The organism is Sphingomonas sp. H160509, assembly GCF_024124765.2.
Taxonomy (GTDB): domain Bacteria; phylum Pseudomonadota; class Alphaproteobacteria; order Sphingomonadales; family Sphingomonadaceae; genus Sphingomonas.
Genome location: NZ_JAMXSR020000002.1, coordinates 870,806 through 894,164 on the forward strand (window position 1 = coordinate 870,806; position 23,359 = coordinate 894,164).

Here is a 23,359-nt window from a genome sequence, read left to right on the forward strand (position 1 = left end):
GGTCAAAAACTGCTGCCCTTCGAACGTGTCGTACCAAACCCCCTTCATACACCCGACGCGGCTTCAACGGGATGCACGCCCCAATCATCGCAGCGCGGTCTTGATGTTGATGCGCTGCCTTGCACGCTGCCGAGGTGGATAGATCAGACGATGACGGCGCCGCCGCCAGAAGCAACAGCGCCGTCAGTAGCATCAGGCCAGTTCGCCTTCGAGCCAAGCCTTCAGCCGGCCCTTGGGCTCGGCGCCGACCTTGGTCGCTGCCGGGGCGCCGCCCTTGAACAGGATCATCGTCGGAATACCGCGGACGCCGTACTTGCCCGGCGCGTCGGGGTTTTCGTCGATGTTGAGCTTGGCGATCGTCACCTTCTCGCCGAGTTCTTCCGGAAATCTCCTCGAGCGACGGCCCGATCATCTTGCAAGGGCCGCACCATTCCGCCCAGAAATCGACGAGCACGGGGCCGTCTGCGTTCAGTACGTCCGCATCGAAGCTGGCATCGGTGATCTGCTTGGTCGCCATCGTGAATTCTCCTTGGTTGAGTCGTATCTAAGGTCGCTCGCGTGTGCGCTCAACCACCGGGGCGCTAGCTTTGCTCCGTGGGCCGATAGTGCGGCTTGTTCGCGGCCAGCGTCTCGTCGTTCAGCACGATCAGCCGCGGTCCGGCCGTGTACAGCAATGCCGCCTCGACCGACCGCCCTGGAAAGATCACGCTCAAGGCTTCGGCATAGGCTGCCATCTGCTTCAGATGGTAGTCCGGCACGTCGTCGAGGCTGCGCGGTGCGCGCCGCCCGGTCTTGAAGTCGACGACCCGTACGCGGTCGGGCTCGATCAGCAGGCGATCAACCGTCCCCGACACGACCATGCCGTTCGCGAGGGTCGCGGCGATCGGCGCTTCGGCCAACGTATCCGCGCTGAAAAGCTCGGCAAAGCGCGGATCGTCGAGCACGGCGACCACGCTCTGCACGATTTCGGACCGTGCTGCGGGATCGTCGACGCCGCCTGCTTTTGCAAGCCAGCGATCGGCTGCCGTCGCGCGGTCGGGGGCGGCAACCGCCGGCAGCCGCTCGAACAGCGCATGGATCAGTCGGCCCCGCTCCGCTGCGACGCGCATCGCGGGCGTCGGCGGTGGATCGGACACCGCGTCGTCACCCAGAGCAGACGGTGACAGCGGACGAGGCGGACGCGCTTCTTGCGGTGCGGGTTGATGTGCCCAGGCCGGTAGCTGTGCATTGGCCGCAATCTCGACCGAAGCCGAAGCCTTGGCGATCACCGCAGGCTGAGGCTCGACCCCGGCGAACGTCCGCGCCCCCTCGCCGACCGGCACCTCAAGCGCCGTCAGTGCGCGATCGGACGCCGCGTACCAGCTGTTCTCCGGCGGCACGCCCTTCGCGCGTGGCCCGAGCGCACCGGCGATCACCAGCCGCTCTTCGGCGCGCGTGGCGGCGACGTAGAACAGCCGCCAATGCTCCTCCAGTTCGCGTTGCTCGGCCGCCGACACGACCGCATCCAGCGGCCCGCCGCGCTCGCTCGACCGCGGCCGGAATACCGGGATCGGCGCTGCCCCCGGCTCGGGCGCCCATTTCAGGATCGAGCGCGGTGCCGCCGACGGGTCTGCCGTCGCGTCCGCGAGGATCACCAGCGGCGCCTGCAACCCCTTCGCGCCGTGTGCGGTCATCACCCGGACCGCGTCGAGCGGGGCCGACGGATCGCGGACGATCTCGACATCGCCCCGATCGAACCAGTCGAGGAAGCGCTGTAGCGAAGGCGTCGTCGTGCTCTCGAACGTCAGCGCGGCGTTGAGCAGTTCCTCGATCGGATCGCGCGCCTCGGTCCCCAGCCGGCGGATCAGTTTCCGGCGTCCATCGAGCGGGCCCGACAGCAGTTCCTCCAGGAACTGGTAGGGCGTAGCGATATCGGCGCGCGCCAGCATCGCCAGCAGAGGCGCGAGCCGCGTCGCGGGTTGCGTGCGTTGCAGGTGACGCCAGAGCGGCCCGGCCTCGCGCGGTGCGGCGGCCATCAGTTCGTCCTGCGTCCAGCCGATCAGCGGCGACACGAGGAGCGCCGCGACGCTAAGATCGTCCTCCGGCTGCAACACGAAGCGGATCGTGGCCAGCAGATCCTGCACCGCCAGCGGCGCGTTCAGCCGCAGGCGATCGACGCCCGCCACCGGCACGCCCTCGGCATAGAGCCGCGCGACGATTAGCGAGGCGAGATCGCCGCGTCGCTTGACGAGGATCATGACGTCCTCGGGCCGCAGCCGCCGCCCCTTGCTCTCCAGCATGAGCCCCCGTGTCGGGCGCGAGCCAGCCCTTCACCGCGCGCGCGATATCGCTGGCGAGTTTGCGCACCGCGTCGTCGACCCAGCCTTCTTCGTCGTCCTCGCTGCCGCCCGCGGACACCGGCGGCCACAAGGTCACGGTGCCCGGACCGGCGACCTCGCTGGCGTGCTGTTCGACCTCGCCGGCGATGCCTAGCCCCGGCTCACCGATCGCGTCGATCGCCGCATCGACGAACTCCAGCACGGTCCGGGTCGACCGGAACGAATGCCGCAACGACAGCCGCGCCAACGGAAGCCCTCGCTCCTCCTCGGGCCAGTCGTCGTCGCCCTCGGCCTCGCTCGCACGGCCGCCGAAATACTGCTCGGCGGCCTGGAAATTGAGCGGATCGGTGCCCTGGAACCCGAAGATCGCCTGCTTGTAATCGCCGACCGTGAACAGCGTCCGCGTCGACGGCGCATAGATACCGCGGCCGACGAAGAACTCGTCCGCCAGCGCGCGCACGATCCGCCATTGATGGCCGTTGGTGTCCTGTGCCTCGTCGATGAGCAGGTGTTCGGTCGCCTGGTCGAGCTTGTAGCGCACCCATTCGCCGATCCCCGGCTGGTCGAGCAGCGCCACCGTCGTCGCGATCAGGTCGTCGAAATCGACCGCCCCCGCGCGCCGCTTGGCCAGCGCGTACCCCCGCGCGTAATCGCGCCCGACCTCAAGCCCGTCGGCGAGCAGGTCGCAATAGGTCGCGCGCTGGACCATCGACAGCACGTCGGTGCACGCCTCGCCCAGGTCCCGCGCGAGGATTTCGTAATCCGGCTCGGCATCGATCAGTTTCTTCGAGGCTTTGCGCTGCGTGCCCGTGCCGGTCAGCACGACGCTGGCGAGTTCGTCCAACGTCGCCGCGCGATCCTCCGAGTCGAGCCAGCGCTGTACGGTGGCCGCTGCGGCCAGCCCGGTGGCGGTCCCCCAGGCGCGATTGGCCGCGGCAATTCGCGCTATCGCGTCCAGGTCGAGCGCGTCGCACCATTCCGCGATCGCTTCGTCGATATCTCCGGATGGCAATCCGAGTTCGCGCCGCAGCCAAGGCTGGATGCCGACCGGGAGCGCCTCCAGAGCGGGCAGCGCGCGGGCGCAGGCGAGCAGGAACGCCTCCGCCCCGCCCTCGCCCATTCGCAGCGACAAGCGTCCCACGATCTCGACCGGACGTTCGCGTCCCTCGCGCTCGGCATCCGACAGCATCGACGCCAGAGCCTCGCGCGCGAGCCCCGCCTCTTCGCGTGCTTCCAGCGGTCGGAAGCCCGGCGTCAGCCCGGCCTCGACCGGGAACGCGGCCAACAATCCCTGGCAGAAGCCGTGGATCGTTTGAATGCGCAAGCCCCCGCCCGGCGCGTCTAGCACCTTGGCGAATAGGGTGCGCGCGCGATCCTGCAGCGTCTGGACCGGGCTCTCGCCGAGCGCGATCAGGTCCGCCGCGAGCGCCGGCGCGGGCATCCGCACCCAGGCCGCGAGGCGGCCGTTGATGCGCTGTGCCATCTCCGCCGCGCCCGCCTTGGTGAAGGTCAGGCACAGGATCGCGCCGGGATCTACGCCGCGCAACAGCAGTCGGAACACGCGGGCGGCCAGCACCTGCGTCTTGCCCGTGCCCGCCGACGCGGACAGCCAGACGTGCGAGGCCGGGTTGCTCGCATCGGCCTGCGCGCCTCTCAGCCGGGGCAGCGTGGCGAGCGTATCACCGCTCACGGCCATACCATTCGTCGCGTCGCATCAGCTGGTCATACTCGGCATAGGGGGGCGTATTCGGGGGACGAGCTTGGCGGTGAACGCGGCGCTGCCGGTGAGCCATTCGCCGACGACTTCGGTGAAGTTGTGCGCAGCGATCGACGTGAATTCGGCGGTCGGGATCTTGTCGCGCTTACCCTCGGGATCGACCGGGCTCTCGATATAGCCGAACGCGTCGCGTTTCTTGCCTAGCGACCAATATTCGAACGCGCCCGCGGTGCCGCGCACGTCCTCGAACCCGCCGCGTTCGGCGATCAGGCCGAGCAGCCCGAGCTGGAGGCTGTAGCCTGCGCGCACCGCGGTCGGCGAAGGCGGCTTGCCGGTCTTGTAGTCGATCACCCCGAGGCGCCCGTCGGGCAACTTGTCGATCCGGTCGTAGCGGCCCGATAGCGTCACCCCGGCGATCTCGATCTTGCCCTTGCCCTCGGCACTGGCGACCGTCCGGCCGTCTTCGCCCTGCGCGACGATAGCGCCCGCGATCCAGTCGATCGCTTCGAGCAACCGCGGTTGCCACAGCGCGCGCATCATCGGATGCGTGCGCTCGTCGTCGAGCATCGCCTTCGCGCGCGTCCGAAGCGTGTCGACGGTGCAGTTATCTTGCTTCCACCATTGCTCGAGGATGTCGTGGACTGCCGTCCCGCGCCACGCCGCGCTGGGGTCTGCATCGACCGGATCGAGCGGCATCAGGCCGAGAACACGGCGTGCGTAGAAGGCGTAGGGGTCGGCCTTGAGGCGATCCACCTCGGTGACGGAAATCGCCTTCGGACGCAGTAGCGCGGGCGGCGACGGCGCAGGACGGTCGGCGGGGAGATGTTCGCCCGGATCGTCGAGCGCGCGCGTCCAGCCTTCCAGCGCCGATGCCCGCTCGAACCGATCCCCCCGCGAGCGCCTGCAATCGCAACCAGAGACGCGACGCCAAAGCCGGCGACTTCGCATCCCTGCGTGCCCGCGTGACGACCGCGCGAGGTGCGCCTAACGCCTGCGCAAAATCATGCGCCGCCGTGCCGACGCGCCGTTCCAGACCCGGTAGGCCAAGCTCCATGCGGATGCGCGGCGCGAGCCAAGGGTCGGGCGCAGGACGACCCGGCCACACGCCTTCGTTCAGCCCGCCGAGCACCATGACGTCGGCGGTCTGTAATCGCGCTTCGATCAGGCCGTAGATCGCGAGCCGTGGGTGGCCTCCCGGCGCCGGACGCACCGCGACTTCGTCGAGCAACGTGCGCAACAGCTGTGGCAATTCGCGTGGATCGATCCGCGGCGGTCCGGCGGGCGCTTCGGCCTCTAGATCGGCAAGGAACTCCGCTGCCGCACGCCCTGCGAGCCCCGACCAGAGATTGTCCCCGCACAAGGACTGCGCCGTCTCGCGCAGGCAAGCGAGCACCGACGCCAGAGGCTGAGGCCCCTGATCGAACGCGTTCGCCAGTGGCGTCAGCAACGGCTGAACGTCCGCCCACCATGTCGATGCCGTGCCTTTACGCTCCTCCAGATGTCCGGCGATCCCGTCGAGCCCCGCCGCCGGCCTTGGCCCGCGCAACCGCCGGTCGAGCGCGCGGGCGCCGTCGAGCCATAGCAAGCGATCCTCGCCCGCGCGGACCAGCGGGTGCTTCAGCAATGCCAGCAACGCGAGCGGCGAGAAGCGCTGCGCCGCCGCTTCGGCCAGCGCGAGCAGCAACGTCCCCGGCGGCAGGATCGACAAGGGCCGCCCCGCGCTGTCGTCGATGCCGATATTCCAACGTCCGAGATGCGCCGCCACCCTCCGTGCTAAGGCACGATCCGGCGTGACGAGCGCGGCGGTCCGCTCCGGCACCTCCAGCGCCTCGCGCAACACGAGCGCGATCGCTTGCGCCTCCTCTGCTGGCGTCGCGAGTTCAGCGGCCGTCACACCTTTCAGGCGGCGATCCTCCGCCGCGATCTGCGTCCATTTGCCGGTGAAATCCGCGGGGGCCAGGGCGTTGGCGATTGCCCGGCCGCGTGCGGGGTCGGCGTCGTGCCCGCCACCTTCGCGCCAGGTCTGCACTTCGCCGCGGGCGACGGCCATGCGCAGGAGCATCAGCTTCGCATCGAACTGCGGATGCGTCTCGATCGAGCGACGCGTGACGCCGGTGACCGGGTTCGGATCGTGCGGGCCGAGCGCGTCCCATTCCTCGTCGGGCAGCGCGAGGTCGAGGCCGGCGAATACTACCATGCCCTGCGGCATGTCGGCGATGCAGCGGAGCAGCCGCGCTACCGCTGGCGCGGGAATCGGTTACGCCCGCCGCGCAGACGATACCGGCGGGCGGTGCATTCCGCCAACGCTGGGCGAGCCGGTCGAGCAACGCCGAGCGCCTTGGAGCCGCATCGATCCGCTCAAGCCGCGCGAGTTCGCCGGGCCAGCGTTGCAGCACGATCTCGAACGTCGCCAGCGCCCGCCGCCAATGTTCGGTCAGCTCGGGCCCAAGCTCGATATCGCGCAACCTTGTCGGTGGCACTTCCTCGACCAGCAACTGATCAAGCGTCCGCGCAAGTTCCCCCCGCGAGCCGCACGGCCTCCGCTGCATCGACCGGATGGCCTTCGCGCGCGCGCTCTTCGGACACCAATCGCGCGAGGATCATGCGCCGCTGATAGGGCGGTACCGCGGGCAGCGGCGGATCGATGTCGTCCGCCGGATCGAGCGCGGCGCCAACCGCCTCGCCCATCTCCGGATCGCCCAGCGCCACCAGTCGCGGCAAGACAAGCCCGCTGCCACTCGCGCGCACGAACGCCTCGGTAACCGCCTTCACCGCGCGGTTGTTCGGCAACACGACCAGCGCGCGGGCGAGCGCCAGCGGATCGCGCCCCGCCCGCCGGGTCAGCCCGGCGACCAGCGCGTCCGCAAACGCGCGATGCGCGGGGATCGTATAGAGCGTCGGGCGATCCGCCGTGGCAAGATCAGCCATCCGCGAGGATCGCCTCGGTCCTCGGGATCGCGGCGGGCGTGCCGACGTCGAACCAGAGACCCTGGTGGACCTGGCCGTAGGCGCGACCGGCGTCGATCGCGCGGTTCCAGAAGATGTTGGTCGAGAACGGCCCCTCCGGCCAGTCGGCGATCAATCGCGGGTGGAGAATCTGGATGCCGGTATAGGCGAACGGCGCGACCCGGCCGGGCTTGCGGCGGCCGACGATCCGCCCGTCGCTGCCAAGGTAAAAATCGCCCATCCCGCCGTGATTGTTGGCACGCGCGAGCGGCACCATCAGCAGCAGCGCATCCATCTTCGCGTCGTCCCAGCGCGATGCCAGCAGCCTGATCGCGTCGACCGGCCCGTCGATCCAGAGATTGTCGCTGTTGACCACCAGCACCGGCGCGGCGCCGAGCAGATGCCGCGCCTGGACGAGGCCCCCGCCCGTCTCCATCAGCATTTTTCGCTCGTCGGAGATTATGACGTCGATCCCCGCGAACCGGTCTGTGACGTGAGCCTCCAGCGTGTCCGCTAGGTAATGCACGTTGACAACCGCGCGCTTGATCCCTGCCGCCTGCAAGCGTTCGAAGACGTGGTCGATCAGCGGCTTGCCCGCGACCTGAACCAGCGGCTTGGGTCGCGTCGCCGTCAGCGGGCGCATCCGCTTGCCCAGTCCCGCCGCCATCACCATCGCCGTCTCGGGCACGATCCCGCGCGGGACAGGGCGGATCGTCTGCTGGCGGGTCACGCGCCCAGTGCCAGCGGATCGCCGCGCAGCGCGGGCGGCACGTTCACCGCGAACCACGCCGCGACCGGCGCCATCACCGGCTGCGCAAGATCGCGCTCCAGATACGTCCAGACGCGAGGACACATCGTCGCGTAATGCGGCTTGCCGTCGCGCTTCCACAGCCGCGTGAAGATGCCGAGGATCTTCGCATTCCGCTGCGCGCCGAGCACGTGATACGCGTTCATGAAGGCATCATCAGTCTCTGGCCCCGCGTCCGCCGCCGCAAGATATCGCGCCAGCATCGCGGCCTCGACCGCCGGATCGACCGTCCGCCGCGCGTCCTGCAACAGCGACACCAGATCATAGGCCGGATGCCCCGCCAGGGCGTCCTGGAAATCGAGCAGGCCGAGCGAGCGTTCAGGCCCGACGAGCATCAGGTTCTCGGCATGATAATCGCGGAGCACCGTGACCGGCGTCTCGGCGATGGCGTGGTCGAACACCGACTCCCAAGCCGCGTCCCAGCCCGCGAGATCTCGCTCGATCCCGACCGCCGAGCAGTACCATTCGATGAATAGCCCCGCCTCGCGCTTCAGCACGGCGCGATCATAGGGGGGACCGGCCCAGCCGGCTCGGCGCGCAGCCGCACCAGCAGGTCGATCGCGGGCGCATACAGCGACAGTTCCTCCTCCGGTGAAGCATCGACCGCCTCGCGCAGCCGATCGTCGCCGAAATCTTCGATCAGCACGAGCCCTTGGTCGAGGTCACAAGCCAGAATAGCGGGAGCGGCGAAGTCACGTTCGACAAGCCACTCGGCGACCGCGATGAACGGGCGGGGATCCTCGTGCGGCGGTGGCGCGTCCATGAGGATCGCTTGCCGCCCCGCTTCGATCGCGCGGAAATAGCGCCGGAATGAGGCGTCGCCGGCGACCGGGAGGATCTGTGCCCCACCCCAGCCATGGGCGTCGAGAAAAGCGGCGGCGCCGGGCGGCGGGGTCATGTCGGCCATCGCGACCTCCAAGCTTCCGGCACGCCGATAGTCAAGCCGCGCGTGCCGTCCGGCTCGATCGTCAGGCTGAGCCGAAGCGCATCCGGCCAGTAATCCGGGCCTGCGCGCTCCGGCCATTCGACGAGGAGCAGCGAATCGTAGCGCGCGTCGTCGAGCGCGAGTTCCTCGATCTCGGCGGGGTCGTCGATGCGGTAGAGATCGACGTGAACCACGGGAAAACGCACTTCGGGCGGCTCGTAGGGCTGGACGATGGCGAAGCTGGGGGGATGGCGCTTCGCCGGCGAGGCCGAGTGCTGCTAGGAGACCGCGGGCGACGCTGGTCTTGCCCGCGCCGAGCGTGCCTTCGAGGGTGACGACGTCGCCCGGGCGAACCAAGTCGGCAAGCATAGCCCCAAACGCTTCGGTCGCTTGGGGATCGGGTAGGAGGATTGCACCCATTAGCCCTCTCCCCCTCGGGGAGAGGATTGGGTGAGGGGCTGTTCCAAGCGCTGCACTGCTTGGCGACCCCTCACCCCGACCCTCTCCCCGGAGGGGAGAGGGAGCAGCAGATGCCCGTTCATCGCCGCGGCAATTCGACGGTGATCAGCGTGCCCGCTCCCGGCTCCGACATCAGCGCGATCGTCCCGCCATGCGCCTCGACGAACTGCTTCGCCAACGGCAGTCCGAGACCCAAAGCCCGATCTCCCATAGGCTTCGATTCCGCAAACCGGTCGAAAGCATGCGCCACCGCCTCCGCATCCATCCCGACGCCATCGTCCGACACCACGATCCGCGCGGTCGTAGCGTTGCCGTCGGTGTGCAGCAGCACGCGCCCACCATCGGGCGTCGCCGCGGCCGCATGCCGCAGCAGATGCTCGACGACTTCCTTTAGTCGCTTCGGATTGCCGTTCACCCGCCCAGTCGACCGCGCGACCTCGATCGCGAAATCGAGTTTCCGCCGCTTGGCCGACGGCAGGATCGTCTCCGCCGCCGCACGCACGGTAGTGGCCAGATCGACGTCGCTGCGGTCGGTTTCCGCCCGGTCGCTCTCCGCGCGCGTCAGGTCGAGCACGTCATCGACCAGCAGCCCCAGCCGTTCGACGGACTCGAGGATCGCTCCGACATAGCCCTCGGCTTGCGGCGTCAGCGCGCCGGCATATCCGCCATGCAGCATTTCCGCGAACCCGCTGATAGAGGTGAGCGGGGTGCGCAGCTCATAGCTCATGTTCGCGACGAACGCGGTCTTTACCTTGTCGGTCGCCTCGAGCGCGTCCGCACGGTCGCGCAACGCCTGCTCCGCGCGGCGGCTGTCGGTGATGTCGAGCATCGTGAACAGCGCGTTACCGTCGGGCAACGGCACGCCGGCAAACTCGAAATGCCGCCCGTCGGCGAACGCCACGCGACCACCGCGCTGCTGACGCCCGACCGTCGCCGACCGCACCAGATCCGGGATCAGTGCCGACCGGCCAGGAGTGGCGAGCTTGGCCCCCGCCGCTTCGGCAAAAGCGTCAACGCGGGGGTGCGAAGCGAGGAATTCTTCCTCCAGGCCCCACAGCGCGCGAAACCGATTGTTCCAAAGCTGCAACCGGCCGTCTGCGGCAAACACGCCGAGCGCCTCGAACAGGTTGTCGAACGTCGCGGTCCGCACCCGCAGCAACGTGTCTCGCGCGCTGGCGAGCTGGACCTGCTCGGTGCGATCCTCGAAGATCAGCAACAGGCCGCCATCGGGGGAGCGGCTGCGCGACCACGCGGAGATGCGTGCCGCCGCGCAGATGCCAATTCTCCTCCATCGCACCGCCGCCCTGGGCCGATCCAGTCTGCATGAACCAGTCGCGACGCTCCGCCTTCCAGCTCGGGAAATCGCGGACTTCAGGCAGCCGGTTCGCCTCGCGCATCCGCTCCAGCACCCGGTCGAACTCGGGGCGATCGGCAAGCCATTCGCTCCGCATCGCGAACATCCGGCGGAACGGCTGGTTGCAGAACACGAGCGAACGGTCGCCACCGAACTGCGCGACGCCCGCCGACAACCGGTCGAGCATCGCGCGCTGAGCCTCGGCAAAGCGCTTGGCGCCAGACCGCGCCTGCTCCAGTTCCTCGATGTCGATCGCGAACCCGGCCACGCCGCCGCTCGGCAGCGGCACGTCGTAGATCTGCAACGAGCGCCTTGCGCCGTCGATCGTCGCGGGAAGAACCTGTTGATGCGGACGCCCTTGCTCCCGCGCAACCGCCGCGCCAGCAAGAGGCCCACCCCGCCCCGAGCCCTCGACCAATTCTAGTCCACGCGCCACGACATCCGCGGCATCGCGCCCCTCGACCGCGTCGACATAGGCCGAGTTCACCATCGCCAGCCGCAAATCGGTCGCGCGATACCACATCGGCATCGGCGCCGCCTCGATCAGCCCCGTCAGCGACTCATACGCCTCACCGAGTCGCGCAGTCTCGGAACCAAGTCGCGCGATCTCCGCCTCGCTGTCGGTCGCATCGAACGCCCAGAGCAATACCGCCCCGGTCGCCCCCATCTCGCCCGGCGCACGCCCACCGCGAAACGTGATCGCTCGCGTCGAGCCCTGCAACCGCACCGAGCGCACGAACGCCCGCCCCGACCGCTGCGCCGCCGTGACGTCGGCAATCAGCCGCGCCGCGTCGTCGGCGGACAGCCCCGCCCCCCGGCAGCAAGCTCAGCGATCGACCGCGGTGGCGCGTCGAGCCCCAGCCAGTCCGCCATCCGCTGCGTCATCTCGATCCGCCCGCCCGAGCGGATCACCGTCACGATCGCCGGCGACCCGTCGAGGATCGTCTGCAACTGCGCGTTCGCCTCGACTGCTTCCACCGCCCCCGTACGGGCACGCAGACCGACGTAAATCAACGCCAATCCGGCGAGGATTAGCAGAAGGAGTATTGCTCCGATCGTCACGGCGACTCCGGTCCCGATGATCATGTTTAGGGAGCGCATCGCGATATCATTCGACCATGTAGGCCAAACCGTCCCCCGGGGAAAGCCACGAGACAAGGAAAAGGGCAGGCCCGACATACGGACCCGCCCTTCGCGGTCTATCGACCTTCAGCGCTGGAGGATGCGGTTTAGAGCTTCACACGCGCGCCAACGTACATGGAGCGGCCGACGTTATCGAAAATCGCACCGTCTGCAACACCCAGCTGGCCGTAGGGCGGCTTCTTGTCGGTCAGGTTGTCGACGCCACCATAGAAGGTGAAGCGCTTGTCGACGTCAACCGATGCACGCAGCGCATGATAGACGACCGACGGGTAATAGACGCGATCAGCATAGTACGGATCGAGTGCGGCCACGCCATTCGTTTCGTGCTGCGCTTCCCAATCTGTAATCGACTGGCGACCGATGTAGCGGAGCTGGTAGCCGAACGTGACTGGACCATGCGTATAATCGGCCGAGACGTTGAAATTGTAGACCGGGTCGCCCAGCTCGCCCTTGACGCGCTCCTTCTGGCCAGGGTTGTCGAGGTACGGATAATCCGTGCGGTCGCGAACCCAGGTACCGACGAACCGCAGTGCGATCTTGTCATCGGCGAAGATGCGGCGGTTATACGACACATCCACGTCGATGCCCTTGGCCCGCAGCGCTGCGAAGTTGACCGTGCTCTGGAGCAGTGCAGTCTGGGCGAACTCACCACTCGACTGGCGCGGATTGATCAGGCCGCAGAACTGGTTGTCCAGCGACGCTGCGTCGTAGCAGGCGTCGAGGATGGTCTGCGCGCCGACTGCGGCGATGACGTTGCTGATCTTGATGTCGTAATAATCAGCCGTGATCGCGAGGCCGGGAATGAACGACGGCTGGAGGATGACGCCGTACGTCCAGCTCCGCGACGTCTCCGCCTCGAGGTTGGGGTTGCCGCCCGACAGGAACTCGGTGCTGCCGCCGCGTGCCGCATTGTTGATGAAGTTGACGGGAACGCCAGCTGCGGCGCAGTTGGCGGCGCGCGTCGAGCGACCAGTCTTGATGAAGTTGATGTCGCAGGGATCGTTCAGAATGTCGAAGTTCTGCGACGGCGACGAGTAGAGGTCGCTCAGCGTCGGCGCGCGCACGGCCTTGGCGTAGCTTACGCGGAACTTGATATCGCGAACCGGCGCATACAGCGCCCCTGCATTCCAGGTCCAGACGGTACCCGCCGAGCCCTTATAGTCCGCAACGCGAACGGCAGCATTCGCCGACAGTTCCTCGGCAAAACGCGTGCCCTTGAGCAGTGGCAGGTTGATCTCGCCATATGCTTCTTTGACCGCAAACGATGGCGGAGCAAAATCGGGAATGGCATTGAGGAAGGTCGCGCCCGACTTCACCTGGTCGTCATACGAATACGAAGCAGTCTCACGGCGATATTCGCCGCCGAGTGCGAACTGGACCGGACCGCCGGGGGAGTTCGAACAGCTGCGAACTGTCGCCGACGATATTTGCCGTCACGTCGAACTCGGTCGCCTTGCCGGTACGCTGCGAAGTCGTGTTGATGTAATTGAGGGCCGCCTGGCTGGGGGCGCCATTACCGAGCACGTTCAACGGCACGCAGTTCGGATCGGTGACGCTGGTCTGGTTGATCCGGCACACGATGGTACCCGCGCCGTTCCGAACCGTATCTACCGCATTGTAGAAGTTCTGGTTGATGCGGTTGTTGAAGAACGACGAGCGGGTCCGGAACTCGCCATAGTTGACCGAAAAATCATACTTCCAGTCAGTGTTGAACGTTCCTTCCGCGCCGCCAACGATCCGATAGGTATCACGGCGGTCGAATTCGTCGCGTGTCCCGGAAATCGTTGTTATTGCGGTTCAAGCGGAAGAACTGTGCGCCAGCCGGCAGCAGCGAACGGATCGTCGCGGCATCGCCGGGCTGCAGATATGGGTTATCGAACGAGATCGGAATGCCGATCGTCTGCCGGCTAAACCCGCCAACGGCCGCGCGCGTGAAGGGATTCCCGTCTGCGTCCTCGTCCGCGACGGTGCCTTGCTCGCCGCCCTGGGCAAAGGTCGGCGTGCCTTGGTTGAAGCTCTCGACGCGAACGAACTTCGCTTCGATGAACGGCTTGAAGGCGTCGGACACGTCGAAGTGGCCGAGCAGGTTGGCGACGTAGCGCTTCAACGCCGGCTGAAGCGTGCCGCGGTCGTTGAGGATGCCGCCGTCGCCGCCATTGTTGTTGTTCGAGCCCGCCGGGCGGAAGTCGGTACCGTAGTTATACTCGTACAGCGATCCGCCGGAGTTGAAACCGAACACGCGGGGATAGCCGTTGGCGAGGCAGCCTGCCGCCACGGTGCCATTCGCGCAGCTGCCGATCCCGGAGCCGTTATAGGCGATGAAATTGCCGCCATTGTCGTAACCGAAACTATGAACATTGTTGAGGAAGGTGCGGTTCGGAACCGTGTTGTCGAGCGCCGGGCTGTCCACCAGCTAGAATTGTCGACGTCCGGTATACGCACCGGTCAGACCTGGCCGATCGGCATAGGTGACGAGGTCGGACTGGTTATATTCGAGGTTCAGCGCGATGTTGCCGCGGCCGTCGGCGAAGTTCTGGCCGTAGGTACCACTGAGACGATACGTGCCGTGATCGCCCTTGTCGCTCAACCCGCTCTGCGCGTTGAGCGTGAGGCCCCTCGAAGTTCCGCTTGAGCACGAAGTTGACGACGCCCGCCATCGCGTCCGAACCGTAGACCGCGGACTGGCCGCCAGTGACCGCATCGACGCGTTCGATCAGATCGGTCGGGATAGTGTTGGTATCGACCAGGAAATCACCTTCGGACGAGGTGATGTGCCGACGGCCGTTGACCAGCACCAGCGTGCGGGTAACGCCGAGACCGCGCATATCTAGGAAGTTCAGGCCCGAAGTGCCGATGAACTGCGTCGAGCTGGCTTGGCTGTAGGTCGAGCGCAACGACGGAAGATCGTTCAAAACGTCGCCGACCGTGATCGCACCGGTGCGCGTGAGATCGGCAATCGTCAGCGTGGTGACCGGAGCAGGCGAGTCGAGTGTGGGACGCGCAATACGCGAACCGGTCACGACGATTTCACTGCCGGCATTGGCCTCCGGCGCAACAGTCTGCGCAACCGCGCCCGTCGTGGTATCCGAACCTACGGGAGCGGCCGGATCGGTGCCGGGTGCCTGTGTCTGCGCGTCTACCGGCGTCGCTGTCTGCGCTGCTGCCGGAATTGCAGAGGCCAATACGAATGCGACCGTGGACGCAGTTACGAACAATCCGGACTTCCGGATCGAGATGCCAACCATACTGAGTAACCCTCTGAACCTAAGCTTTATACTGAGCCCAGAAGGACACCTTTTCTGTCTATTTTTCAATCCTTACAACGAAACATTGCGGTTATGTGACATCCACGCAACACGGATGCGTAACGAAAAAGCCGCGCCCGCCTGATGGCGAACGCGGCTTTTCGAAAACCTTACTAAATCCTAAAGATCAGTAGCGGTAGTGATCCGGCTTGAACGGCCCTTCGACCGGCACGCCGATGTAGCCGGCCTGCTTGTCCGAGAGCTTCGACAGCTTCACGCCGAGCTTCTCGAGGTGGAGCATCGCGACCTTCTCGTCGAGGTGCTTCGGCAGGACGTAGACTTCGTTCTTGTAGTTCTCGCCCTTGGTCCAGAGTTCGATCTGCGCGAGCGTCTGGTTGGTGAACGAGGCCGACATCACGAACGACGGGTGGCCGGTGGCGCAACCCAGGTTCACCAGGCGACCCTTCGCCAGGATGATGATCTGCTTGCCGTCCGGGAACTTCACCAGATCGGTGCCGGGCTTCACTTCGGTCCAGTCGTAGTTCGACAGCGCGGCGATCTGGATCTCCGAGTCAAAGTGACCGATGTTGCAGACGATCGACATCGGCTTCATCGCCTTCATGTGATCGGCGGTGATGACGTCGGCATTGCCAGTCGCGGTGCAGAAGATGTCGGCGCGCTTGACGGCCTCTTCCATCGTCACGACCTCGAAGCCCTCCATCGCCGCCTGCAGTGCGCAGATCGGATCGACTTCGGTGACCATCACGCGCGCGCCGCCGTTGCGAAGCGACTGTGCCGAGCCCTTGCCGACGTCACCGAAGCCGGCGACGCAGGCAACCTTGCCGGCGAGCATGACGTCGGTCGCGCGACGGATCGCGTCGACCAGCGATTCCTTGCAGCCATAGAGGTTGTCGAACTTCGACTTGGTGACCGAGTCGTTGACGTTGATCGCGGGGAACGGCAGTTCGCCCTTCTTGGCGATCTCGTACAGGCGGTGGACACCCGTGGTGGTCTCTTCCGAGACGCCCTTCAGGTTCTTGACGGTCTCGGTCAAATAGCCGGGGTTCTTCGCGACGTACGCCTTGAGCGCGCGCTGCATCTCGACCTCTTCCTCGTTCTCGGGCTCAGGCATCGTGTGGCCGGCTTCGAGCTTGGCGCCCCAGAGCGCGAACATCGTCGCGTCGCCGCCGTCATCGAGGATGATGTTGGCGGTCTGGCCCTCTACGTCGCGATCCCACGAGAAGATGTCGCCGACATAGTTCCAGTAATCCGCGAGGCTCTCGCCCTTGATCGCGAACACCGGCACGCCGGTCGCGGCGATCGCGGCTGCGGCATGGTCCTGCGTCGAGAAGATGTTGCAGGTCGCCCAGCGGACGTCGGCGCCGAGCGCGGTCAGCGTCTCGATCAGCACTGCGGTCTGGATCGTCATGTGCAGCGAGCCGGTGATCCGCGCGCCCTTGAGCGGCTGCGAAGCGCCGAATTCGGTGCGCAGCGACATCAGGCCGGGCATTTCGGTCTCGGCGATGTTGATCTCGGCGCGGCCGAAATCGGCGAGGCTGATGTCGGCGACGACGTAGTCGGTCGCAGTGCCGGACTGCGCGGGGGCGAGGGTGGTGGCCACGATGGGTCTCCTGGAAATTCTGTGATCGGCGAGCCTCATGCCCGTGCCGGATGCCGTGCCACTTAGGGGATCAGGGGGCTCAAATCAAATATAAAGATATCTTTATATGATGCTCGGGGATGCCGTTGGCGTTAGCTGCATCGCCCTTCTTCGACTCCCCTCCCTGGAAGGGGGGGTTGGGGTGGGTCGGTTTGAGGCGTGTGCAGAGCCAGCCAACCGGCCGACCAACCCCCAGCCCCCTCCCTTCCAGGGAGGGGAGCAGAAGTCAGGCCCGCCCCGTCTCAGCAACGAGCAACCGGGGATCCACGCCGGCCTGCGCAAACGCCATCGTCCAGCGATCCTCCGCCACGGTCTCAAACAGCAGTTCGGCATCCCCGGCCACGTTGAACCACCCCGGCCGCGACAGCTCACCCTCGAGCTGTCCGCCATCCCAACCGGCATAGCCGAGCGCCACCACCCACTCCGAAGGGCCCTTCCCGTCGGCGATCGCACGCAGCACGTCGACCGTGCTCGACAGCTTCCACCGCCCGGCGACATCAACCGAATCCTGCCCGCCCCAGTCGGACGAATGCACCACGAACCCGCGCCGAGGCTCGACCGGGCCACCGAAATGCACCGGCGCGTTGGGCGCGTCGCCCGGCTCGATCCCGAATTGTTCGAGCAGGTCGTGAAAGCCCAAACCGTCGATGGTCGCGCCGATCCCGATGCCGATCGCGCCATTCTCGTCATGGCTGCACATCGCGATCACGGCGCGGGCGAACCGCGGGTCGCTCATCCCCGGCATCGCGAGCAGGAATTGTCCGGAAAGAAAGGGCGTCTTGTCCATGCGTTGGAGCATAGCGCCGCACGGGCTCCCTCGCCACGCTTGAAATACCTACGCCCACGTCCAAGGTACCGCTCGCCCGCGACGAACGCGCGGCGACAGGAGATTTCAGATGACGATCAGCGTCGGCGACCGGCTTCCCACCACCAACCTCGTCAAGGCGACCGCAGACGGCCCCGACCAGGTCGATACCGACAGCTTCTTCAAGGGCCGCAAGGTAGCGCTGTTCGCGGTCCCGGGCGCGTTTACGCCGACCTGCTCGGCCAAGCATCTTCCCGGTTTCGTCGAGAAGGAAGCCGAACTGAAGGCCAAGGGCATAGACGAGGTCGCGTGCGTTTCGGTCAACGACGCGTTCGTGATGGGCGCGTGGGGCAAGTCGGCGGGCGCTGGCGACATCACGATGCTGGCGGACGGCAATGGCGATTTCGCCAAGGCGATCGGGCTGACGATGGACGGGTCGGGCTTCGGCATGGGCACGCGTAGCCAGCGTTATTCGATGCTGGTCAACGACGGCGTGGTCGAGCAGCTGAACGTCGAGGCTCCTGGAGAATTTAAGGTCAGCTCGGCCGAGCATCTGCTCAGCGAGATCTAATCCTCCCCGGCACGGGGGGGGGGGACCGTTCGGCACCTTTGCCGAAGGGTGGAGGGGGGCTCACCGCGAGCGTTACGGTCGCGGAGCGCCCCCTCCGTCAGCCCGAGTGGGCTGCCGCCTCCCGACACGGGGAGGATTGAGGTGGTCTTGCCACCGTAACGTCCGCCACCTAACACTGCCCGATGACAATCGCATCCGACCTCGTCGCCGAACTCGACCGCCTCTACCGCGCCTCCGTCGAGCGCCTCCAAGCCGCCATGAGCGCGTATATCGCCGACGGCACGACGCCCGATCCGGTCAGCCGCACCGACGGCTCGTTCGCCTATCCCGAGATCCGGTTGACCTATAAGGGCGGCGTCGACCGGCCCACCCCGCTCCGCTCGTTCGGTCGTCTGGTCAACGCGGGCGAATACCGCATCAGCGTCACCAAGCCCGCGATCTTCGCCGAATACCTGACCGAACAGCTGACGTTGCTGATCGAGGATTACGATGTCACCGTCGAGGCGGTCGAGGGTCGCCAGGAAATCCCGTTCCCCTATGTGATCGAGCCCGGCCACGCGCTGAGCCTCGACGAGGTCTCCGCCACTGAATTGTCGCGCCACTTCCCCGCGACCGAGGCTCGCGCATATCGGCGACGAGATCGCCGACGGCCTGTGGATCGCGCAGGACGAGACGCGCCCGCTCGCGCTGTTCGACGGCCTGCGTACCGATTTCAGCCTTGCCCGCCTGCGCCATTACATGGGCACGCCCGCCGAACATGCGCAGCGCTTCGTGCTGTTCACCAACTATCACCGCTATGTCGACGAGTTCGTCCGCTGGGCCGGCACGCAGTTGGGCGAAGGCTCGCGCTTCACCAGCCTGTCGGGCGCGGGCGGGATCACGATCTCGTCGGGTGACGATATCGACAAGATCATCTCCGACAGCGCATGGCGCCGTCACCAGATGCCCGCCTATCATTTGATGGCAGACGACCGCACCGGCATCACGCTGGTCAACATCGGCGTCGGGCCGTCGAACGCGAAGACGATCTGCGACCACCTCGCGGTGCTTCGTCCCGAGGCCTGGCTGATGATCGGCCATTGCGGCGGCTTGCGGCCCAGCCAGCGGATCGGCGACTATGTCCTCGCGCACGCGTATCTGCGCGACGACCATGTCCTCGACGACGTCCTGCCCCCCGAAATCCCGATCCCCGCGATCGCCGAAGTCCAGCTCGCGATGGCCAAGGCGGCGGAGATCGTCTCGGGTCAGTCGGGCGAGGAACTCAAGCGCCGCCTCCGCACCGGCACGATCGTCACCACCGACGACCGCAACTGGGAGCTTCGTTACTCGAAGTCGGCACTCCGCTTTTCGCTTAGCCGCGCGGTTGGCATCGACATGGAGTCCGCGACGATCGCTGCGCAGGGCTACCGGTTCCGCGTCCCCTACGGCACGCTGCTATGCGTCTCGGACAAGCCGCTCCACGGCGAACTGAAGCTGCCGGGCCAGGCCAACCGCTTCTACGAGCGCGCGATCAGCGAGCATCTGCGGATCGGGATCGAGACCTGCGAACAGCTCCGCCTCGAGGGCTCGAAGCTCCACAGCCGCAAGCTCCGCGCGTTCGACGAGCCGCCGTTCCGCTAAAAACCGGAGCGGATCGGACGGGAATGCGTTACGCTTCCGGAATCATTGCTGAGGGAAGATAGAAGTGGCCGACACCGACACGCCCGATACGGAAGCAAAGAAGCCCGCCGCCCGCCGTCGCGCGCCGCGCAAGACGAGCGCGCCGAAGGCTGCTCCGGCAGCGACGTCGTCCGCCAAGCCGGTCGCGCCCAAGCCCGTGCCGGTTGCGGACAAGCCTGTCACCGCCGCGTCGTCGAAACCAGTGGCCAAGCCGACGCCAAAGCCCCGCTCGACCAAGCGCAGCACGCCCCGCCCGGTGCCTGCACGAAACACGGCGACGCCTGTTCCGGTCGCCAAGCCACCGGAGAAGACCCGGGGGAAATGGGGGGCTGCTGCGATCTTCAGTGGAGTAGCGGTTGCTGGTGCCGCGGTTGGCGCGTTGCTGACCTTGCGCGGCAGCACGCCGAAGGCTCAGTCAGCGCCCAAGCCGAAGGGTACGCACGCGCATCAAGCGGACGGCACGGACTCGTCGAAGTCGTTCGACGCGGGCATCGCCGATCCAGGGACGGTCCCGGAGTAAGTATCCCCAAGATACTCCACCCCGGCGAAGGCCGGGGCCCAGTTGGAACGTCTTGCGTAACGAAGCTCATCGCTCCGTTAGCAACGTTTCCCAACTGGACCCCGGCCTTCGCCGGGGTGGTGCGTTGTAGGTGTCGCCCTCGTTGTTGATGTTCCCCCGCGGAGGCGAGGGCCCAGCTAAAGCCACGGAAGCGTTCGTAACCCCGGGCCCCCGCCTTCGCGGGGGAACTAGGAGGAAGCATTAGGGGTCAGATACCCGGCCCCCTCACCACCCAGTCGGCTTCCCCTTGTTCTGCACGTCCAGCCAAGCCTTCAACGGCGCGAAATACTCGACCAGCGCCGCGCCCGACATCTCCCGGCTGCCAGTGAACACCTGCAACGCATCCGGCCAAGGCTTCGATTGCCCCATGCTCAGCATCGCGTTCAGCTTCGTGCCCACCGCCTTGTTGTCGTAGAACGAGCAACGATGCAGCGGCCCCTTCCAGCCGGACTGGTCGCACGCCGCCTTGTAGAACTGGAACTGCAACACCCGCGCCAGGAAGTAGCGCGTGTACGGCACCGCTGCCGGGATATGGTATTTCGCGCCCGCATCGAATCTGGTCTCGTCACGTGCGACCGGCGGCTTGATCCCCTGATACTGAAGCCGCAACTGATCCCACGCCGCCTGATATCCGGTCGTCGGGATCGCGCCTGAGAACACGCCCCAGCGCCATTTGTCGATCAGCAGCCCGAACGGCAGGAACGCGACCTTGTCCATCGCCTGACGCAGCAGCAGCCCGATGTCCTTGTCCGCGGTCGGCACCTTCGCCTGGTCGAGCAGGCCGATTTTCACCAGATAATCCGGCGTGATCGACAGCGCGACGGTATCGCCGATCGCCTCGTGGAAGCCGTCGTTCGCACCGTTCGCATAGAGGAACGGCTGTGCCTTGTACGCGCGCTGATAGTAATTGTGGCCAAGTTCGTGGTGGATCGTGACGAAGTCGTCGGCATTCACCTTCGTGCACATCTTGATCCGGATATCGTCCTTGGCGTCGATATCCCACGCCGACGCATGACAGATCACGTCGCGGTCGGCAGGCTTGGTGATCTGCGACCGCTTCCAGAACGTCTCCGGCAGCGGTGCGAAGCCGAGCGACGAATAGAAGCCCTCGCCCTGCTTCACCATCCTGAGCGGATCATAGCCCTTCGCCTTGAGCAGATCGCCGGTGTCGAAACCCAGATCCCCCGCGCCCTTCGGCGCGACGATGTCGTAGATATTGCCCCATTCCTGCGCCCACATGTTGCCGAGCAGGTCGCTGCGGATCGGCCCGGTCTTCGCCTGCACCACGTCGCCGTATTTCTCGTTCAGCTTCCACCGCGTGTAGGTGTGGAGCGCCATGTAGAGCGGCTCGACCTGCTTCCAGATCTTGTCGGTCAGCGCGGCAAACTGTTCGGGCGTCATGTCGTAGCCCGAGCGCCACAACGCACCGACATCCTTGTAGCCCAGCTCGCGCGCGCCCTCGTTAGAGATCGCGGTCATCTTCGCATAGTCGCCGCGCATCGGCGCGCCGACCTTGTCGTTCCAGCTCGTCCACATCTCGGTCAGCTTGGCCGGATCGCGCGTCGAGCCCATCGCCGCCTCGATATCCGACCCGTTGATCGGCTTGCCGTCGAGCGTCCCCATTCCCTTGCCGTAGGAGGACGACATCTTGGTGGTCAGCGTCGACAGTTCCTCGGAAGCCCCTGCCCGCGTCGGCGCCGGTAGCGTCAGCCCGCCGCGCAGCAAGTCGAGCTTGCGCTTCGTATCGAACGACAGCCCCGGCAATGACGCATACCGCGCCGCGCCGAGCGCATACTTCACCCCGAGATCGGTCATTTCGGCGCCCGACTTCGCCGCCAGCGCATCGGTATCGTCGGTGATGTACGTCGCGTTGACCCACGCGACGCGGTTGGCATCCAGCGAGGCCGCGGCCATCGCCTTCTCCGCCTCGGCGACGAACGCGTCCGCCTGCGCTACGGTGGGCTTACCGGTTGCGACGGGTGTGGTTTGGGTCTGCGCGGACACGGGCGCGGCAATCGCGCACGCAAGCGCGATCAGAGAGACGGTACGGATCATGATCTTCCCCTGGATTATGCCTCCAGAGTGATACTCCGCCGTCGCCTGGTCAACAGTCTCTCGCCAGCCTTGCGATCCTCCCCCGCCAGGGGAAGGTGGCGCCAAAGGCAACGGAGGGGGGAGGAACGCGCAACGGAGGTGGTCGCTTACCTCCCCCTCCGTCTGGCAAGCGCCAGCCACCTCCCCCCTGGCGGGGGAGGATCGAGGACAGGGCGTCAGCCTGCAAGGAAGTCCGCGATCGCCTGGCCGAGTTCGGGCTTTACCACCGCGCTCATATGACCGCCCGGAGTCTCGACATACGTCCCGTTCGGCAATGCCGCCGCCAGGTCCGGTGCCGAACCATTATCCTGATCCTCGCCTCCGCACACGACCAACGTCGGCTGCTGGATAGCCTTCACGGACTCGAGCGGCGTATCGACGAACGTCTCGAGGATACCGAGCAACGCGACCGGATCGCCGCCCGTCGTCTTCAGAAACGCCTCCGCCAGCCACTCCGGCGTACCCTGCACATGCTGCCCCAGCTTGGTCAGGATATTCCGGAAATGCCCGGCGCGACGCGACGTCTGGGTGAGCCCTTCGAGACCCATGCCCGAGAAGATCAAGCGCCGCGGCGTCGCGCCCGTCGCCAGCATCCGCGAGGTCGTCCGCGCACCCAGCGAATACCCGCCAAGGTCATAGTCCGTCAGCCCAAGATGCGCGACCAGCGCGTGGCCATCCTCCGTCAGCGCATCCGCCGGATACGCTTCGAGCCCGTGCGGCTTGGCGGTTTCGCCGTGCGCGCGCAGGTCCGGCATGATCACACGAAAGCCCTTGGCGGCGATCTTGGCGGCATGGCCATAGCGGATCCAGTTGGTCTTCGCGTTGGAGAAATAGCCGTGGATCAACACCACCGGCCGCCCCTCGCCTACCTCCCGCCACGCGATCCGCGTGCCGTCGAAGCTCTCGAAAAACTGCGTCTCGGTCGGGGTGCTGGCCACGGTCATATCCTGCATTGGTTCGCCGCCAATTCGTAGCCGCCGCCGCCCAAGTCAACCCGCGCCCTCGTCTTCCGCGGCTTCCAACGTCGAGCGAGCCTGGAGCCCCAAACGAAAACGGGCGACCCGAAGGCCGCCCGTTCCCAACTTCCAAAGACAGG

General features: G+C 66.4%; 11 protein-coding genes and 7 pseudogenes. 3 read left to right on the top strand and 15 right to left on the bottom strand.

Features of this window, described 5'->3' with window-relative positions; translation table 11 throughout:
- Positions 1-192 precede the first annotated feature (192 nt).
- From trxA to NHF48_RS05870, 13 genes and pseudogenes are all read right to left on the bottom strand, one after another.
- A pseudogene (trxA, locus tag NHF48_RS05810) lies at positions 193-517 on the bottom strand (thioredoxin TrxA).
- A 64-nt stretch (positions 518-581) separates the two neighbouring features.
- A pseudogene (addA, locus tag NHF48_RS05815) lies at positions 582-4,014 on the bottom strand (double-strand break repair helicase AddA).
- Positions 3,998-6,963 (bottom strand): annotated as a pseudogene (gene addB / locus NHF48_RS05820) (double-strand break repair protein AddB). The pseudogenes addA and addB overlap by 17 nt, the downstream one beginning before the upstream one ends.
- Entirely contained in the window at positions 6,956-7,711 is a 756-nt protein-coding gene (locus tag NHF48_RS05825) for a nucleotidyltransferase family protein (protein ID WP_253070553.1), read from the bottom strand. Before NHF48_RS05825 ends, addB begins: the two are co-directional and overlap by 8 nt.
- Positions 7,708-8,687: pseudogene (locus tag NHF48_RS05830) on the bottom strand (aminoglycoside phosphotransferase family protein). Before NHF48_RS05830 ends, NHF48_RS05825 begins: the two are co-directional and overlap by 4 nt.
- Positions 8,684-9,134 (bottom strand): annotated as a pseudogene (tsaE, locus tag NHF48_RS05835) (tRNA (adenosine(37)-N6)-threonylcarbamoyltransferase complex ATPase subunit type 1 TsaE). Before tsaE ends, NHF48_RS05830 begins: the two co-directional pseudogenes overlap by 4 nt.
- 118 nt (positions 9,135-9,252) lie before the next feature.
- Positions 9,253-11,613, bottom strand: a pseudogene (locus NHF48_RS05840) (PAS-domain containing protein).
- A gap of 143 nt (positions 11,614-11,756) precedes the next feature.
- Positions 11,757-13,097, bottom strand: a complete 1,341-nt coding sequence (locus tag NHF48_RS05845; protein ID WP_253072350.1) for a TonB-dependent receptor domain-containing protein — start codon at positions 13,095-13,097, stop codon at positions 11,757-11,759.
- Positions 13,015-13,248 carry a hypothetical protein gene (locus tag NHF48_RS05850; protein WP_253070554.1) on the bottom strand — a complete coding sequence of 78 codons (234 nt, stop codon included), beginning with the start codon at positions 13,246-13,248 and terminating at the stop codon, positions 13,015-13,017. Before NHF48_RS05850 ends, NHF48_RS05845 begins: the two co-directional genes overlap by 83 nt.
- Before the next feature lie 169 nt (positions 13,249-13,417).
- Positions 13,418-14,080 (bottom strand): hypothetical protein, encoded by a 663-nt coding sequence (locus NHF48_RS05855; RefSeq protein WP_253070555.1) that lies wholly within the window; start codon positions 14,078-14,080, stop codon positions 13,418-13,420.
- A gap of 76 nt (positions 14,081-14,156) precedes the next feature.
- Complete coding sequence (locus NHF48_RS05860) at positions 14,157-14,852, bottom strand: TonB-dependent receptor plug domain-containing protein (protein WP_253070556.1); 696 nt, start codon at positions 14,850-14,852, stop codon at positions 14,157-14,159.
- A 250-nt stretch (positions 14,853-15,102) separates the two neighbouring features.
- Entirely contained in the window at positions 15,103-16,536 is a 1,434-nt protein-coding gene (gene ahcY / locus NHF48_RS05865) for an adenosylhomocysteinase (RefSeq protein ID WP_253070557.1), read from the bottom strand.
- A gap of 265 nt (positions 16,537-16,801) precedes the next feature.
- The gene (locus NHF48_RS05870) at positions 16,802-17,362 is read right to left on the bottom strand and encodes a YqgE/AlgH family protein (RefSeq protein ID WP_253070558.1); all 561 of its coding nucleotides are present in this window, start codon (positions 17,360-17,362) and stop codon (positions 16,802-16,804) included.
- Positions 17,363-17,471: 109 nt separating this feature from the next.
- Between NHF48_RS05870 and NHF48_RS05875 the strand changes: the two genes are divergently transcribed.
- From NHF48_RS05875 to NHF48_RS05885, 3 genes and pseudogenes are all read left to right on the top strand, one after another.
- Positions 17,472-17,951, top strand: a complete 480-nt coding sequence (locus NHF48_RS05875; RefSeq protein ID WP_107954829.1) for a peroxiredoxin — start codon at positions 17,472-17,474, stop codon at positions 17,949-17,951.
- 182 nt (positions 17,952-18,133) lie between these two features.
- A pseudogene (locus NHF48_RS05880) lies at positions 18,134-19,571 on the top strand (AMP nucleosidase).
- Between the two features lie 64 nt (positions 19,572-19,635).
- On the top strand, positions 19,636-20,130 hold the full coding sequence (locus NHF48_RS05885) for a hypothetical protein (protein WP_253070559.1): 495 nt from the start codon (positions 19,636-19,638) through the stop codon (positions 20,128-20,130).
- Between the two features lie 264 nt (positions 20,131-20,394).
- On the opposite strand, the gene NHF48_RS05890 is transcribed toward NHF48_RS05885, so the two are convergent.
- Both NHF48_RS05890 and NHF48_RS05895 read right to left on the bottom strand, forming a co-directional pair.
- Complete coding sequence (locus NHF48_RS05890; RefSeq protein ID WP_253070560.1) at positions 20,395-22,224, bottom strand: M2 family metallopeptidase; 1,830 nt, start codon at positions 22,222-22,224, stop codon at positions 20,395-20,397.
- Positions 22,225-22,439: 215 nt separating this feature from the next.
- Complete coding sequence (locus tag NHF48_RS05895) at positions 22,440-23,216, bottom strand: alpha/beta fold hydrolase (RefSeq protein ID WP_446741111.1); 777 nt, start codon at positions 23,214-23,216, stop codon at positions 22,440-22,442.
- Positions 23,217-23,359 lie beyond the last annotated feature (143 nt).